At 69.6% G+C, this 13603-nt stretch carries 20 protein-coding genes; 11 read left to right on the top strand and 9 right to left on the bottom strand.

Going from position 1 to position 13603, the window contains the following annotated elements; genetic code table 11:
* The first annotated feature begins 190 nt into the window (after positions 1-190).
* Positions 191-1441 (top strand): AAA family ATPase, encoded by a 1251-nt coding sequence (locus ACWD4A_RS05685; RefSeq protein ID WP_451189893.1) that lies wholly within the window; start codon positions 191-193, stop codon positions 1439-1441.
* A gap of 183 nt (positions 1442-1624) precedes the next feature.
* On the opposite strand, the gene ACWD4A_RS05690 is transcribed toward ACWD4A_RS05685, so the two are convergent.
* Complete coding sequence (locus ACWD4A_RS05690; RefSeq protein ID WP_451189895.1) at positions 1625-1915, bottom strand: DNA-binding protein; 291 nt, start codon at positions 1913-1915, stop codon at positions 1625-1627.
* Entirely contained in the window at positions 1912-2193 is a 282-nt protein-coding gene (locus ACWD4A_RS05695) for a hypothetical protein (RefSeq protein ID WP_451189897.1), read from the bottom strand. The genes ACWD4A_RS05690 and ACWD4A_RS05695 overlap by 4 nt, the downstream gene beginning before the upstream one ends.
* Before the next feature lie 256 nt (positions 2194-2449).
* Here ACWD4A_RS05695 and ACWD4A_RS05700 point away from each other — a divergent pair, with 256 nt between their 5' ends.
* The 4 genes from ACWD4A_RS05700 to ACWD4A_RS05715 all read left to right on the top strand — a co-directional run bounded on the left by ACWD4A_RS05700 (position 2450) and on the right by ACWD4A_RS05715 (position 4305).
* Positions 2450-3319: a hypothetical protein gene (locus tag ACWD4A_RS05700; protein WP_451189899.1), complete on the top strand. Its 870-nt coding sequence runs from the start codon at positions 2450-2452 to the stop codon at positions 3317-3319.
* Between the two features lie 111 nt (positions 3320-3430).
* Positions 3431-3730, top strand: a complete 300-nt coding sequence (locus tag ACWD4A_RS05705; RefSeq protein WP_451189901.1) for a hypothetical protein — start codon at positions 3431-3433, stop codon at positions 3728-3730.
* A complete protein-coding gene (locus ACWD4A_RS05710) occupies positions 3727-3981 on the top strand; it encodes a hypothetical protein (RefSeq protein ID WP_451189902.1) in 255 nt (84 codons plus the stop codon). The genes ACWD4A_RS05705 and ACWD4A_RS05710 overlap by 4 nt, the downstream gene beginning before the upstream one ends.
* Positions 3982-4104: 123 nt before the next feature.
* Positions 4105-4305, top strand: coding sequence for a hypothetical protein (locus ACWD4A_RS05715; protein ID WP_451189905.1), 201 nt, complete (start codon positions 4105-4107; stop codon positions 4303-4305).
* Between the two features lie 130 nt (positions 4306-4435).
* Here ACWD4A_RS05715 and ACWD4A_RS05720 read toward each other — a convergent pair whose 3' ends face one another.
* Positions 4436-5200 (bottom strand): MerR family transcriptional regulator, encoded by a 765-nt coding sequence (locus ACWD4A_RS05720; protein ID WP_451189907.1) that lies wholly within the window; start codon positions 5198-5200, stop codon positions 4436-4438.
* A 153-nt stretch (positions 5201-5353) separates the two neighbouring features.
* Between ACWD4A_RS05720 and ACWD4A_RS05725 the strand changes: the two genes are divergently transcribed.
* Together ACWD4A_RS05725 and ACWD4A_RS05730 are read left to right on the top strand one after the other, a co-directional pair.
* On the top strand, positions 5354-5656 hold the full coding sequence (locus ACWD4A_RS05725; protein WP_451189908.1) for a hypothetical protein: 303 nt from the start codon (positions 5354-5356) through the stop codon (positions 5654-5656).
* Between the two features lie 123 nt (positions 5657-5779).
* A complete protein-coding gene (locus ACWD4A_RS05730; protein WP_451189910.1) occupies positions 5780-6172 on the top strand; it encodes a hypothetical protein in 393 nt (130 codons plus the stop codon).
* 127 nt (positions 6173-6299) lie between these two features.
* Here ACWD4A_RS05730 and ACWD4A_RS05735 read toward each other — a convergent pair whose 3' ends face one another.
* The 3 genes from ACWD4A_RS05735 to ACWD4A_RS05745 are packed head-to-tail and all read right to left on the bottom strand — an operon-like array spanning position 6300 to position 8118.
* On the bottom strand, positions 6300-7199 hold the full coding sequence (locus ACWD4A_RS05735) for a helix-turn-helix domain-containing protein (protein WP_451189912.1): 900 nt from the start codon (positions 7197-7199) through the stop codon (positions 6300-6302).
* Positions 7200-7205: 6 nt separating this feature from the next.
* Entirely contained in the window at positions 7206-7730 is a 525-nt protein-coding gene (locus tag ACWD4A_RS05740) for a DUF6879 family protein (RefSeq protein ID WP_451189914.1), read from the bottom strand.
* Complete coding sequence (locus ACWD4A_RS05745) at positions 7702-8118, bottom strand: hypothetical protein (RefSeq protein ID WP_451189916.1); 417 nt, start codon at positions 8116-8118, stop codon at positions 7702-7704. Before ACWD4A_RS05745 ends, ACWD4A_RS05740 begins: the two co-directional genes overlap by 29 nt.
* Before the next feature lie 60 nt (positions 8119-8178).
* On the opposite strand from ACWD4A_RS05745, the gene ACWD4A_RS05750 reads away from it, so the two are divergent.
* Positions 8179-8613 (top strand): glycine-rich domain-containing protein, encoded by a 435-nt coding sequence (locus ACWD4A_RS05750; protein WP_451189919.1) that lies wholly within the window; start codon positions 8179-8181, stop codon positions 8611-8613.
* A 165-nt stretch (positions 8614-8778) separates the two neighbouring features.
* A complete protein-coding gene (locus ACWD4A_RS05755; RefSeq protein WP_451189921.1) occupies positions 8779-9435 on the top strand; it encodes a class I SAM-dependent methyltransferase in 657 nt (218 codons plus the stop codon).
* 71 nt (positions 9436-9506) lie between these two features.
* Here the strand turns inward: ACWD4A_RS05755 and ACWD4A_RS05760 are convergent, their stop codons facing one another.
* The 3 genes from ACWD4A_RS05760 to ACWD4A_RS05770 all read right to left on the bottom strand — a co-directional run bounded on the left by ACWD4A_RS05760 (position 9507) and on the right by ACWD4A_RS05770 (position 11455).
* Positions 9507-9899: a VOC family protein gene (locus ACWD4A_RS05760; protein WP_451189923.1), complete on the bottom strand. Its 393-nt coding sequence runs from the start codon at positions 9897-9899 to the stop codon at positions 9507-9509.
* A 50-nt stretch (positions 9900-9949) separates the two neighbouring features.
* Positions 9950-10630 (bottom strand): hypothetical protein, encoded by a 681-nt coding sequence (locus ACWD4A_RS05765; protein ID WP_451189925.1) that lies wholly within the window; start codon positions 10628-10630, stop codon positions 9950-9952.
* 87 nt (positions 10631-10717) lie between these two features.
* A complete protein-coding gene (locus ACWD4A_RS05770; RefSeq protein WP_451189928.1) occupies positions 10718-11455 on the bottom strand; it encodes a FadR/GntR family transcriptional regulator in 738 nt (245 codons plus the stop codon).
* A 141-nt stretch (positions 11456-11596) separates the two neighbouring features.
* On the opposite strand from ACWD4A_RS05770, the gene ACWD4A_RS05775 reads away from it, so the two are divergent.
* Positions 11597-12076: a flavin reductase family protein gene (locus ACWD4A_RS05775; protein ID WP_451189930.1), complete on the top strand. Its 480-nt coding sequence runs from the start codon at positions 11597-11599 to the stop codon at positions 12074-12076.
* On the top strand, positions 12073-13356 hold the full coding sequence (locus tag ACWD4A_RS05780) for an acyl-CoA dehydrogenase family protein (RefSeq protein WP_451189931.1): 1284 nt from the start codon (positions 12073-12075) through the stop codon (positions 13354-13356). The genes ACWD4A_RS05775 and ACWD4A_RS05780 overlap by 4 nt, the downstream gene beginning before the upstream one ends.
* Positions 13357-13603: the final 247 nt, after the last annotated feature.

Genomic DNA, 13603 nt, shown 5'->3' on the forward strand with positions numbered 1-13603 from the left:
GCTGGATGTGCGGGCCACGGTCCGCACATCCAGCCCGTCCGGCGTTTGAGGACAAGCGGCGCAGCCGCTTGGGGGGTCTGGGGGGGCTCACCCAGTTTCGGGAAGGGGCGGGGCTGGGGAAAAAGCCCGCCGCAGGCGCGGACCGGCCCGCGGCCGCCCCCCAAAGCCCCCCTTATAAGATCTCCAACAAATGACGCTGCACGGACGGCACCAGGAAAAGAAGGAACTCGACCGCACCCTCCAGGGAGCGAGAGAGTCCGCGGGGGCGGGACTGGTGCTCCGGGGCGACCCCGGCATGGGCAAGACGGCCCTGCTGGAGTACGCGACCACCTCCGCCGACGACTTCACGGTGCTCGCCTGCCGAGGCACCCGCATGGAGTCGGGCCTCGCGTTCGCCGCACTGCACGAGCTGCTGTGGCCGGTGGTGGACCGCATCGGCACCCTGCCCCCGCCGCAGGCGGCCGCGCTGCGCGGCGCGCTCGGGCACGGCGGGGACGTCGCCGACCGCTTCCTCATCGGGGCCGCGGTCCTCACCCTGCTGTCCGAACTCGCGGGCGAGCAGCCGGTTCTGCTGGTCGTGGACGACGTCCAGTGGCTGGACGCCCCGACCGTCGAGTGCCTCCGCTTCATCGTGCGCCGCCTGCGCACCGAGCCGATCGCCCTGCTGATGGCCACGCACGCCGACCCGGCGGGCGGCCCCTGGGACCAGTTGCCCGCGCTGGAGATCGGCGGCCTCGACGACGCCGACGCGTCCGTCCTGGCCCGTACGGTCCGTACCGCCGGCGGCAATCCGCCGGCCCTGCAGGAGCTGCCGACCGCCCTGGACGTCGGCCCTGCCCCGCTCGGCCCGCGGCTGCGGCGCGCATTCAACTCCCGTATCGGGGCGCTCGGCCCGGACACCCGCACCCTGCTGCTGCTCGCGGCCGCCGAGGAGCGCGGCGAGCGCTGGGTCCTCCGGGAGGCGGCCACGGAGCTCGGCGTGGGCGAGGCCGCCTGGGCGGAGGCGCTGCGCTCCGGGCTCCTCGACCCGCAGGGCGACCGCGTCCGCGTCCGCCACCCGCTCGTACGGACCGCGGTCTACGAGGAGGCGCCGTTCACCGAACGGCAGGCCGCGCACCGGGCCCTGGCCCGCGCCCTCGCCGAAGCCGGGGAGGACGCCGACGAACTGCGCGCCTGGCACCTGGCGTACGCCTGCGACGGGCCCGACGAAGAGGTCGCCGCGCTGCTCGCCGGGAGCGCCGACCGGGCCTGGGCGCGCGGCGGTTGCGCATCCGCCGCGCAGATCCTGCGGCGCGCCGCCGAGCTGTCGCCCGCCGCCGGGGACGCGGCCGCCCGCCTGACCCGCGGCGCGCGTGCCGCGCGAGAGGCCGGGCAGGCCGACGCGGCGCGCGAACTGCTCGCCCGCGCCGAGCACTTGTCGTCCGAGAAGGCCGTCGCGTAGCTGAGCGGCGGCCAACTCCCCTTCCACGCGTCCGCACGGACGAACCGGCCCGCAACACCGTCCCCACACTCGTCGTCGAAGCCCCCGCCGAACCCGTCTTCCCACCCCCGCACGCGAATGCCTGCCGCCGCCGGCGGACGCGATCTCGGCGCATACGGCGGGCGCCTGATCATGGAGGTGGCCTCAGATCTTCTCGACGACGACGCGAGGATGCCCCGCGGTGAGGGCCTGGATGTCTTCCGTGCCAGAGGTCAGGATCGTGACCCGGCCCAGGTGCGCCAGGGCGGTCGCGCACAGCATGGCGTCGATGGCGTACTTGTGACCGTGCAGTCCCGCGTCGCGCAGCAGAGTCGCGGCGGAGGTGACGACCGGGAGGTCCGCGGCGCGGGCCGCGGCGATCCACTCGTGGACCTCGCGGTCGCGCTGTACGGCCTTGGCAAGACCCTCGCCGCCCAGGAACAGGGCGCCGCTCACGCGGCCGCCCCGGCCTCCGACGCGGCGGCACCGGTGAGCTTGGCCCGCTTGGCAGCCACAGCCTCCGGATCAGCCGGACCGTTGACCTTGTCGAAGTCGGCGATCAGCTCATCCAGGTTGTCGCGCTCGATCTGACGCTGCGCGGCCTGCTCCAGATATGCGGACACACCCCGCTTGCCGACCCGCTCGCGGATCGCCTGCAGCGTTCCGGCGGTGAGGGTCACGGAAATGCCACTGCTGGGGCCGTCGCCGGGTTCGAAATCGGTGTTGTCAGCCATGACACGAATATGGCATTCGCAATTCGGGGGACGGGTGTCGAGACCCGAGCGCCTTATGCGATGAATGGGTGGTGGGGTTGAACCCACCCACCCTCCCATGGCCTCAACTCCCGCCCGCCGCAACTTATATGACTTTAGGTAGCCGAGTGGCGACGGTGTGCGCAGAGTGTGTAGCGTGCGCGGCAAGAAACAACCCCCGCCGGTGTTCACAGCACCGAACGGGGGTCTGACCACCAAGATCACCGCAAGGATCCCCGTGGCTGTCGCCAACCCTAGCGCCGACGAGCGCACCGCCGCTCCCTCCATGGCCCGTCCGGGTTACGGAAAACGCTCCGCACCCGACCAGAAGCCGCGCCGCAAGGACGACTTCGCCCACCTCCCCGCCCGCGAAGCGGCCATCGCGACATACATCGACCGCCTCCCCGACGGCGCGGCCATCGACGTCAAAACCCTCGCCAAGGAACTCGCCGCCTACGGGCAACAGGCCGTACGCACCGCCCTCAACGCCCTCGCAAAAGCCGGGCACTTGCTCCGCAGACGCGAACCCGTAGGGGACGGCGGCACACAGTGGGTCTTCCGTACGTACTTCTCACGCACCGCACGCAACGACTCCTGGTGGAAGCGCTTCCTGCGCGGCGACGTACCCCGCGAGGACCCGGCCCCCGCGCCCGTGGAGGAAGAACCCCCGCCCCCGCCCGGCGCGTACAAGATCCTCGCCAGCATCGGCCGCACCGACCCCCGCATGACCCTCTCCGCAAGGGAATGCGCCCAACTCGAACCGCTCGCAAACGAATGGTTCGCCCGGGGCGCCACCGAACGGGAACTCATCCACGCCCTCACCGCGGGCCTCCCGCCGGAAGTCCACTGCCCGGGAGCGATGGCCCGCAGACGCCTCACCAACAAAATGCCACCGGAACGAGACCGCGCGTCGGCGTCAACACCGGCCGCCCTCATGGAATGTGAGGGCTGCCGCACCCCAAGCCGCCACGCCCTGCCAGGAGGCCGCTGCCGCGCCTGCCGAGGCGACGACCGCCACGAGGGCTGGGTGCGCGAAGCGTTCGCCGAGAGCACCCGCCGTCACGCGGCCGCTCTACGCTCCGAAATCAGGAAACGGAGAACGCGATGACGTAACCCGTCCACGGAAACCGTTCCCGGCACGACCCGCCGCCACCGCCGAACCCGCTGCGTGACTCCGGCGCTCGCGAGTAGCGTCGGTTCCGTCGACTAGGAGGTCACCGTGACCACACAGCCCACCGAACACCGTCCTGTGCCCGACCCTCCGCCCATGCGCACGCTGCGCGAACTGCGGGCCGCCCTCAGAGCCCACGGCCACCCCGGCGACCTGGAACAGTTCGTGGAGGAACTGGATGCGACCGACCTGGACGATCTGACAACGGTCCGTCGGCTCACGCAGCACTTCCGCCACCGGGTCCTGCTGCGGCTCGATCCCGTGGGGTCGGCCGAGGTGAGCCGGTCCAACGAGGACATCGCCGCCGAACTGCGACGCAAGCTCGCCGACAGGGCAGCCGGCCGGTGACTCACGCGTTCTACTCCGACGCCGCCGAGAAAGCACGCATCGACCTGACCCCGCACGAGCGCGTAGCCGTCGACAGCGCCCGCACCTCCCTGGAGGCCGACCCCCGACAGGGCCGCCCCATGCTCGACAGCGATCTACGGGTGGTCGGCCTGCTCCCGGAAGATACCGGTGGCCGCGACATTTCAGTGGTCTACCGGTACAACGCGGAGCTTGACGCCGCGCTGATCACCTGGCTGATCGCAGGCCCGTAGCGCTACCGCCGCCATCGCGAGCCGCCTTCGCCCGATGTTCCCGGGCGACCCCGAGCGAAGCCGGCCGCGATCGAACGGGAGCGGGTCCCAGCGGTTCCCGTACAGATCATTGATCATGAAGGCATGAATTCCACCGGACGCCGCATCGCCGCCATAGCCGTTCTCCTCCTCGGCATCGCCCTGGGAGCCTGGGTCGTCTTCGGGGCTCCCCACGAGTGGGACGGCGATATGAAGCTGCTGCGGCTCGTTCTCGGGCTGAGCGTGCTGGGCCTGGTCAGCGTCAGCGCCAAGCTGATGTTCCCGGAACGCTCCGAACGGAGCTGAAGCGGGTCTTGTGGAAGTCCGGTGCGGTACGGCCACCGACGGCCCGCAGTCGAACGACCGCACTCCCAGCGGAGCGCTCAGGTGTCGCCGGGGGTCTGCAGCCCCCCGGCGGTGTGAGCCGTCAGCCGGCTCAGCCCAGCCGGGCGTCCGCGTAGACGACCATCGCATCGCGCTGGTAGTCGGCCAGCCCATCAGCGATCTTGTCGAAGTTCGCCCGGAACCGCGGTTCGTCGGCGTAGGTCCGGGCCAGCCCCTTGTACGCGGCCGCGTTCGGGGTCCAGAAGCGGCAGATGCTCTGATAGTGAGCGTCCACCTCGGCCTGCACCGCGGGATCGGCGACCGGCGTACCGGCCACCATGAACTCCGCGAAGCGGATCATCTGCGCCGTCGTCTCGCGCTGCCACCGCTCCATGTCCGCGGCGGTCATCTTCTCGGCGGCCCGACGGGACTCCTCCCAGTGCTCCGGCCACCGCTCGCGCACCTCGGCGTCCTCGGCCGGGGAGGGCGTGAACCCCTCGAACAGGTTCTCCGGCCTGTTGATCTTCACCATGGCGTTGTCGTCCTTGCCTTCCTCCAGTTCGGCGATGGTCCGCCCGACCGTACGGAGCAGCGTCTCCAGCCGGTCCCGCTCACCGAGCAGCCGCCGTTGGTGCTCGCGCAGCGCGGTCACCTGATCGACCTGGCTGTCCAGCACCGCCTGGATCTCGCGCAGCCCCAGCCCCAACTCCCGCATCAGCAGGATCTGCTGCAACCGCAGCAGACCGGCCTCCTCGTAGTAGCGGTGCCCGTTGCTCCCGATCCACGCGGGCGGCAGCAGACCGATCTCGTCGTAGTGCCGCAGCGTCCGGGACGTCACCCCGGACATCCGGGCCACATCCGCGATCGACCAGGCCATTCGGCTGTGCCTCCCATCACCGGGCCGGTCTTTCCGGCCCCACATACGACCGTAGAAGTTGACGCAACGGAAACCGCAAGTCCGAACCGGCGCCCCCTGGCCAGGGCCTGTCCGGTGAGTCGTCGCCCGGCGGCGCTGCGCCAAAATGGCGCCATGGCCAGTGAACCTCTGCGGATCCCGCTCGACCAGCTCCGGCACGCCTTCGATACGGCGCTCCGGCATGTGGAAACGTCAGCCGGCCACACCGTGGAGCTCGGGGAGGAGTACTTCTGGTCCGTCCCGGGCGATGAGCTCTACGACGTCCTCAACGAGCCGAAGACGCTCACGATCGGGCAGCTTTCGGAGTCATGGCAGCACCTTGAAGATCTGCTCGCCCACCAGGACGGGGCCCTGGGCTACCACCTGGTGTGGCTCGCCGACATCATCCGGGCGATCGGCCAGGACGCCACCGGCTGAGAACCGCCCGGCGCGCCGCTCCACGACAACCGCTGGTCAACCCCCCTGCCGCCGTTCATTCACCACGAGCGGAGACGGTGATCACGCGTGTTCAGCGCACGCACCGGTTCACGAAAGGCCCCCATGCTCCACAAGTTCGCCTCCCGCACCGTCGCCACAGCCGCCGCGACCGCCATCACGGGCATCGTCTCCCTCGGCGCGGTCGGCATGGCCGCCCCGGCCCAGGCGGCCCAGCCGGCGATCCCGTACCCCGGCAAGATCACCCTCTGCAACCACGGTGCCTTCGTCCTCTACGAGGACGTGCGCGACAACTACGGCCGGCTCTTCAACAGCAAGGACCTCAACGCCGGGGAGTGCACCACCACGTACAACCACATGACCGGCTCCTCCACCGTCTACCTGTCCGCGCGGGACGGCGCCAACACGAGCGGCAGCTTCCACACCACCCTCGGCCGCGACCAGTGCTTCTCGGCGAGCGGCCTCGCCGGCGACGCGGCCTACCAGACGGCCTGTTGACCCGGCCCCACACCCGACAAACGCCGCCGACCCCTCACCTCGGGCGGCACTCCGTTTGGACAACTGGGGGAGGTGAGGTCCCGCATGCGCTCGTTCGCGGAAACCGTCCGCGCGGGCATCGGCACATTCATCCTTCGTCCCCGCACCCCCCGAGCAAGGTAGATCCGCCAGATGGTTCGTGCAGATCCTGATCCAGATGAACCAGTGCCGCCTCGATGAGCCGCCGGGCCGCCTCACCATAGACGGCCGACTGCCTCAACAGGTCGAACGCCTTGGCATACAGAGCGATTTCGCGCTGTTGGGTGACGGAGAACTCGGCGGAGTACGTCTCGACGAGAACCAACTTGTCATCGAACATCGAGAACGGGTTTCCGGGCCAGATACGCATGGGGGCGTCCCGGGGGATCAGGCCCAGGCTGAGCCTCGGCAATTTCATCACCACCAACAGGCGGTCGAGTTGACCGCGCATCACGCCCGGTCCGCCGAGCCCGGTATACAGAGCCTGCTCGGCAAGCAGAACATTGAATACACGCTTGCCCCGGTAGAGGTACTGCTGTCGCTCCAGTCGTCTGGCCACGGCGGCCTCGACGTCGTCGGGAATCCCGTAGTAATCGATCACCTGCCTGAAGACCGCGGCCGCGTATTCGGCTGTTTGCAGCGTTCCCCAGACAACGGTCGGATGGAAGATCCGGAATACCTTGGTCCTGGCATATACCGGGAGCGCTCTGCGTTGTCTCGGCGCGGCACCGGCTTGGAGCTGGCGGCGCCAGTCCAGCCACAGCTCCCCGAGGTGCCGGACTGTGGCGATCAGTTCGTCGATCTGCTCCTCGGTACGGGTGTGCCGGCACCAGACCCGGATGTCGTCCTCGCTGGCATTCTGCTTACCGTTCTCGATGCGGGAGACCTTGGACTCCTGCCAGCCGGTGGCAGCGGCGAAGGCCCGGCCGCTGGCGAAGCCCGCATCCTTGCGGAACCCACGCAGCCGGGCGCCCAGAACCTCCCGTGCTTCTTGTGCCTGCTGGGACACCGGCGATCAGGACTGGTACGCGATGTGGGGAATCGCCACGGACCACAGCCGATCCCGTACCCGGGCACACTCCGTCACGACCTGCGGGTCGTCGACGAGCTCCGAACCCAGTACCCGGCCGTCCTCGCCGAAGTGGCCGATCGCGAGGAGCCGGTCGTCGAACAACCACCAGTCGTTACCCGCCACGGGGAGTGCGACGTCCTCCGGCATCCGATGCCTGGGCAGCCACCTGATGTCCTCGCCGGCCTCCAGGTTCAACCGCGTCAGGGAGTGCTCCCACCCGACATACGCGGAGTGCGGCTGAGTGACCACCCGGATTCGCCGTACTGTCTTCCCCTCGCCGGTGACGCGCTTCATCAGTGCCATCCACTGGTCGAGCCAGGCGTGATCGTCAGGCTCCCCGCGCTGCCAGCGGGTGTACCCCGTCTCCTCGGTGGGTGATCCGTACTCGTCCCGCAGCTCCAGGTGGAAGGCATCCCGCTCGAAGCTGTCGAACAGCTCGTCACGCCGGGCGCTGCTGATCAGGTCCACTGCTCTCCTCCAGTAGGGCCGTGATCGAGGACTTGGGGACCTCGATACAGGTCTCGTAGTCGGGAATCCTCATCTGACTCAGGGCCTCGGCGTCGTGCAAGCGGGGCCCCTGGATGATGCATGTTCCCTGTTCGGTGACGAGCATGATCGGGGCCTCGGAGGTCTTGATCTGCCCGGACGGCAGCCCGTCCCTACCGAGGTGTTCGAACAACTCGGGCGGCACCTCGACGACGGTCTCGTCGACGGGAACTTCCAGCTTCGTCAGGAGATCCTGCGCGTAGACCTTCCAGCCCTGGATGACATAACTGTCCCGGTCGCTGGCGTAGGAGTTGAGTCGAGCCGCACCCTGCGTTCGTATCCCCCGCCTGTTCGCCGCCGGCTCCGACACCACCGCATCCGGTGGACAGGCGGGGCTCCGCAAGATCCGTTCTAGCCGGAGGTGGCCCACATGGGTACGGCAGTAGTAGTACGCGATCCGAAGGAACTGCTGGGCGAAGCGGTCTGGGACCGGGAGATCAAGCTCCTGACCCGCGACCATCTCATGGACACCGTGATGGCCGGGCGCCTCCTCGGCCAGGCCGTCGCCTACCTGATCACGGCCATGGAAACTCTCGGCAAAGGGCTGGAACTCGGCTGCGGCGAGCTGGTGGACACAGCCGTGCACGCACTGATTCTCGACACGGCGAACTATGCCGAGTTCTGCGGTCAGTACAACGACGGCAAGTTCCTCCACCACATCCCCGAGATCGAACGCAAGGCTGACGGCACGGTCATGAGGACGGCAGCTGTGGTCGAGCAGCACGGGTTCGAGGTGGACTGGCCGTTGTGGGAACGGGACGCCTCGAACTGCTCGCCCTGCACGCAGGGCACGAGCTGCCACTGATACCCACCGCACCGGGTCGGCGGCGCCCTTCGAGGTGCCGTCGATTCCTCGTTCGAGGGAATGCTTCGGGATCTGTCCTGATCACGCGACCCGGCGAGTAGCGTGAGGCCGTCGGAGCTCGACGGTACGGATGCTCGCCTATACGTCAGCGAGGAACGTCGGGGCATGAGCCTTGGGAATTACTGGGACCGGTACGCGGCGGGCGCCGTGAGAAAGATCGGTTCAGTGGACGAGTCCGTCGAGAAAGGCTTCGGCTGGACGCAGTACGACCATCATGGACCCGCCGAAGAACTGCTCTGCCAGCCGGGAAAGACTCTGGAGCTGGGTTGCGGGTGTGGTGACAACGTCGCATATCTGGCCCGCAAGGGAATCGACGCCACTGGCATCGACCTCTCCCCCGCCCAGATCAAGAACGCCACCGAGCGCTGGGGCGATGTCCCTGGGGCCCGGTTCATCCTCCGGGAAGCCGTGGACCACCTCACGACCACGGACGAGACGTACGACGCCATCTACTCGATCTGGGGAGCCTTCTGGTTCGCCGCGCCCAAGAGACTCCTGCCCGCCATCCGACAACGTCTCAACCTTCATGGAGTGTTGGTGTTCTCCCAGGCCCCGGCCGTCGAGGGCTGCTACGGAGCACAAGGAATGCACGGCAACGGATTCACCGGCAAAGTACTCCCGGTCCGACGCTGGTCCTACTCAGAGGACATGTGGAAGGGCATCCTCATGCATTACGGCTTCCTCGACGTCGAAACCCTGACACTGGAGGCCCCCGAGCCCGAAAACGTCGGGACACTGATCGTCCAGGCACGGGCGATCTGATCACGCCATCTCCCGCCAGGCATGGTCACCGGCAGCGCCAAACCGATCTTCCCGGGCGGCTCCGAGCGAAGCTAGCCGCGATCGAGCTGGAGCAGATCCCAGCGGTTCCCGTACAGGTCCTTGAAGACGGCGACCATGCCGTAGGGCTCGCGCCGCGGCGTCTCCTCGAACACGACCCCGGCCGCCCGCATGCGCTCGTAGTCGCGCTCGAACGCGTCGGTGTTCAGGAACCAGCCGACGCGCCCGCCGGTCTGATCACCGATACGGGCCTCCTGCTCACCGCCCACGGCCCGCGCCAGGAGAACCGCCGTCTCCCGCGCACCGGGTGGGCCGACGACGACCCAGCGCTTCCCGTCGTCGAGGCGGGTGTCCTCAAGGAGCCGGAACCCCAGGACGTCCACGTAAAAAGCGAGGGCCTCGTCGTAGTCACGCACGACGACGGCCACCAGTCCGATGTGAGCCACCCGACGATCTTGCCCCTTCTCCCCCGCCCGACCGCAACCGTCAACAACCGTCAGCAACCGGGGGGAACGTGATCGTTCTCCGGCCGCTCACGCCATTCCGCGCAGTTGTCCTCGACCTCGGCGATGCTCGGATGGCGCACGGCCTCCAGCCCGCCGTCGGCGAGCAGGTCGGCGATCAGAGCCTCGTCCCCGAAGACCTCGGTGGCGCTGAGATCCCAGTTGGTGAGGACAAACCAGGAACCGTCCCGAGGCCACCAATGGGCGGGGAACTGCTCCGAGACGACCCAGTTGGGCGGCCCGCAGGCATCGTGGTGGGCCAGTGCCTCGCCGAGGCGGCCCCGGCGCGCGAGGACAGGACGGCTGAGGTCCTCGATCGCCGCCTGGGCCCAGTAGCACTCCGTGCCCAGGCCGTCAGGGCTGTGCCGCGCCAGGACCTCGACCAGCCGGTCCAGGCATTCCCGGTCGATCTCGCCCAAGGACGGATGCCCGAAGTCCCCGGACAGTCCGTGGAAGACCTTCCAGGACGGCGTGTGCTGCCAGTCACCCAGACGCTTGCCGACTCCCGTCAGGACATCTCTCCAGCGGACCCGAGCCGCGCCCTCGTAGGCCGTGTGCAGAATCCAGCAGCGGTCCGCGAACCCGTCCTGCGGCTCGTAGCCCAGGATGGCCTCGTCCTGCTCCAGCAGCGGGCGTATGCCGCCCAGCGAATCGCCGTCCGGCACAAGTTCCAACGCGCTGCCCCCACTGATCGACTGTTCGTACCGTCTCGGTAGCCGGTCGAGGTTGGTCAACGATCCCGGCCCAACCGCTCCGCCGCGTCAGCCGGCCGGGTTCCCGGCCGTCCGCAGGGCCCGGTCGCGGTCGCGTGAATCGAGGGCGTCGACGAGGGAGGCGTGGCGGTCGTACAGGGCGTGCAGGGTGTCGGCGTCGGCGGTGCGCAGGAGGGGTTCGATGACGGCCAGCAGGCCGTCGTACAGCTGACGCAGCAGCGCGCTCGGGCTGAGCGCGGCCAGGCGCGTGCGCAACTGCCGCTCGGCCTGGGCGAAGGCGGGCGCGTCGACGGAGTCGGCCGCCTGGGCCAGGACGGCCAAGTCGCCGCGCAGCGCGGCGAGATCGGCGGGCGAGGCGTGCCAGAGGGCGTCCTCGACGAGCAACCGGTCGAGGGCGTCACGGACGCGCAGGGCCTCCTCGGCGTGCTGATCGCCCAAGGCGTCGGCCCAGGCACCCAGCCGCCTGGTGGGCGGCGGCTCCGCGGCGAACAGCCCCCCGCCGGGACCCGGCCGCACGGTGACCAGACCGCGGGCCTGGAGCAGACGCAGCGTCTCGTTGAACGTGCCGACGGACACACCGCATTCGGTGCGCAGTTCGTCCTTGGTGCCGAGCCGGGCCCCCGGCTCGGTGCGGGCGATGCGGGACGCGATGCGGTCGGCCGCCATCTCGGCGCGGGAGGTCGAGGAGGAGCGCTCCCAGTCACCGCGGCGCAGGGCGGGCGGTTCGTCGCCGTCGCGTGTGTGGTGCGCGTCGTGCTCGCCCGTGCGGCGGTCTGCGGTCCCCACAGTGCCTCCTCGATGACCTTCACGGATGACCTTCACGGCCCACCTGTATTGATTATGACGAATAGCATCGCACCTCTTGACGCCTTTCGTAAACCGCATGCATGATCACCGTAATCATCATGGTGATTAGAGGGGAGCGTGATGATCGAGCAGGACTTCCGCGACGCGATGGCCGGGGTCTGCGCCCCGGTGACGGTCGTGACGGCCGCCGAGGACGGGATCCCGTACGGGGTCACGGTCAGCGCCTTCGCCTCCCTCTCGCTGCGCCCCGCGATGGTTTCCGTGGCACTGGACCGTTCCTCCCAGGTACTCGCGCGCATCCTCGCGACCGGGCGGTTCGGGGTGAACGTCCTCGGCAGCGACCAGGACGAGCTGGCCAGGGTCTTCGCCAGCCGAGTGCCCGACCGCTTCGCCGCGTCCGGGGCGCCCTGGAGCCACGACCACGGGCTGCCGCGACTGACCGGCGCGCCGGGCTGGCTCGTGTGCGAGCTCCGCTCGGCGGTCGAGGGCGGCGACCATCTGCTGCTCCTCGGCGACGTCGCCCACACCCGTACGGCCACGGCCGCCCCGCTCGTCTACGGCCACCGCACCTTCGGCACCCACTCCGCGTTCGCGCGATGAACGCGATGAACGCGATGAACGCGATGAACGCGATGAACGCGATGAACCTCAGCCAGGAGGCACACATGACCACCACGCACCCCCGCCCCACGCCCGCCACTTCGTCCGTCCCGTCCGGTGCCGAACTCGTGGCGCGGGCAGTGGCGCTGCAACCGCTGCTGCGCGAGCACGCCGCCAGAATCGAGGCGGACCGGCGGGTGACCGACGAAGTGATCGACGCGCTGACGGAGGCCGGGCTGTTCAAACTGACCGTGCCGCGGCGCTTCGGCGGCCACGAGAGCGACGTGCGCACCTTCCTCGACGTGACGGCCGCGCTGGCCGAGGGCGACGGCTCGACGGGCTGGGTGACCGCCGTGGTCAATATGTGCAACTGGCTGGCCGCGCTCTTCCCCGAGCCGGCGCAGGAGGAGGTCTTCGGCGCCGACCCCGACGCCCGGGTCACCGGCGTCTTCGGCCCGACCTCCACCAGCCGCAAGGTCGAGGGCGGCTGGCGGATGTCCGGCCGCTGGTACTACAACTCGGGTTCCTCGCACTCCTCCTGGGCCGTCCTGGGGATGCCCGTCACCGACGAGCACGGCGAGGTCGTCGACCAGGCGATGGCCCTGGTGCCGCGGACCGAGCTGACACTGGAGGACACCTGGTTCGTCGCCGGGCTGCGCGGCACCGCCAGCAACTGCCTGATCGCCGAGGACGTCTTCGTGCCCGAGCACCGGGTGATGTCCGTGCCGAGCGCCATCGAGGGCGACATCCCCGCCGACCACGGCCCGAGCGGACTGTTCCGCACCGCGTTCGCCCCACTTCTGGCCGTGGGCCTCGTGGGCCCCCAACTCGGGCTGGGACGCGCCGCATTGAAGATCGTCACCGAGAAGGCCGCGACCAAGCCGGTCTCGTACACCTACTACGAGACCCAGGCGGAGTCGGTCGGCGTCCAGTTGCAGGTCGCCGAGGCCGCCATGAAGATCGACACCGCCCATCTGCACGCGCAGCGGGCCGCCGACGACCTCGACAGGGCCGCGGCGCGGGGCGCCGACCTCGACCTGCTGACCAGGGCGCGGGTGCGCGCCGACTCCGGACACGCCATCGAGAACCTCCTGTCCGCCGTCGGCACCCTGCTCAATGTGCACGGCGCCGGAGCCTTCGCGGACACCAGCACGCTGCAGCGGATCTGGCGCGACGCGAGCGTGGCCGGCCGGCACGCGGCGTCCGTACCGGCGGTGGGCCTGGAGGTCTACGGGAAGGTGCTGCTCGGCGTCGAGGAGCGGATCACTCCGTTCGTCTGAGGACGCGGCTCCGGGGCGCCGGCGCCTGCGGCGGGCTTGTTCCCCACCCCGCCCCTTCCCGAACTGAGGGAGACCCCCAGACCCCCGACCGCGCTCCGCGCGGTGTCCTCAAACGCCGGACGGGCTGGATTGCACGGACCGTGGCTCTTTGCCCTGCGGCCCGCAGGCTGCGGGCTACGCCGGCAAAACCAGCCCGTCCGGCGATTGAGGACGCGGCCGCAGGCCGCCCCCGCCGCAGGCGGCAGAC

Source organism: Streptomyces sp. NPDC002537 (assembly GCF_053594975.1).

What these genes read in the sequence shown, in the direction of transcription:
- ACWD4A_RS05685 (WP_451189893.1), top strand. Translation starts at nt 191, where the DNA reads ATGACGCTGCACGGACGGCACCAGGAAAAGAAGGAACTCGACCGCACC.
- ACWD4A_RS05695 (WP_451189897.1), bottom strand. Translation starts at nt 2,193, where the DNA reads ATGGCTGACAACACCGATTTCGAACCCGGCGACGGCCCCAGCAGTGGC.
- ACWD4A_RS05715 (WP_451189905.1), top strand. Translation starts at nt 4,105, where the DNA reads ATGAATTCCACCGGACGCCGCATCGCCGCCATAGCCGTTCTCCTCCTC.
- ACWD4A_RS05720 (WP_451189907.1), bottom strand. Translation starts at nt 5,200, where the DNA reads ATGGCCTGGTCGATCGCGGATGTGGCCCGGATGTCCGGGGTGACGTCC.
- ACWD4A_RS05725 (WP_451189908.1), top strand. Translation starts at nt 5,354, where the DNA reads ATGGCCAGTGAACCTCTGCGGATCCCGCTCGACCAGCTCCGGCACGCC.
- ACWD4A_RS05730 (WP_451189910.1), top strand. Translation starts at nt 5,780, where the DNA reads ATGCTCCACAAGTTCGCCTCCCGCACCGTCGCCACAGCCGCCGCGACC.
- ACWD4A_RS05750 (WP_451189919.1), top strand. Translation starts at nt 8,179, where the DNA reads ATGGGTACGGCAGTAGTAGTACGCGATCCGAAGGAACTGCTGGGCGAA.
- ACWD4A_RS05755 (WP_451189921.1), top strand. Translation starts at nt 8,779, where the DNA reads ATGAGCCTTGGGAATTACTGGGACCGGTACGCGGCGGGCGCCGTGAGA.
- ACWD4A_RS05775 (WP_451189930.1), top strand. Translation starts at nt 11,597, where the DNA reads ATGATCGAGCAGGACTTCCGCGACGCGATGGCCGGGGTCTGCGCCCCG.
- ACWD4A_RS05780 (WP_451189931.1), top strand. Translation starts at nt 12,073, where the DNA reads ATGAACGCGATGAACGCGATGAACGCGATGAACGCGATGAACGCGATG.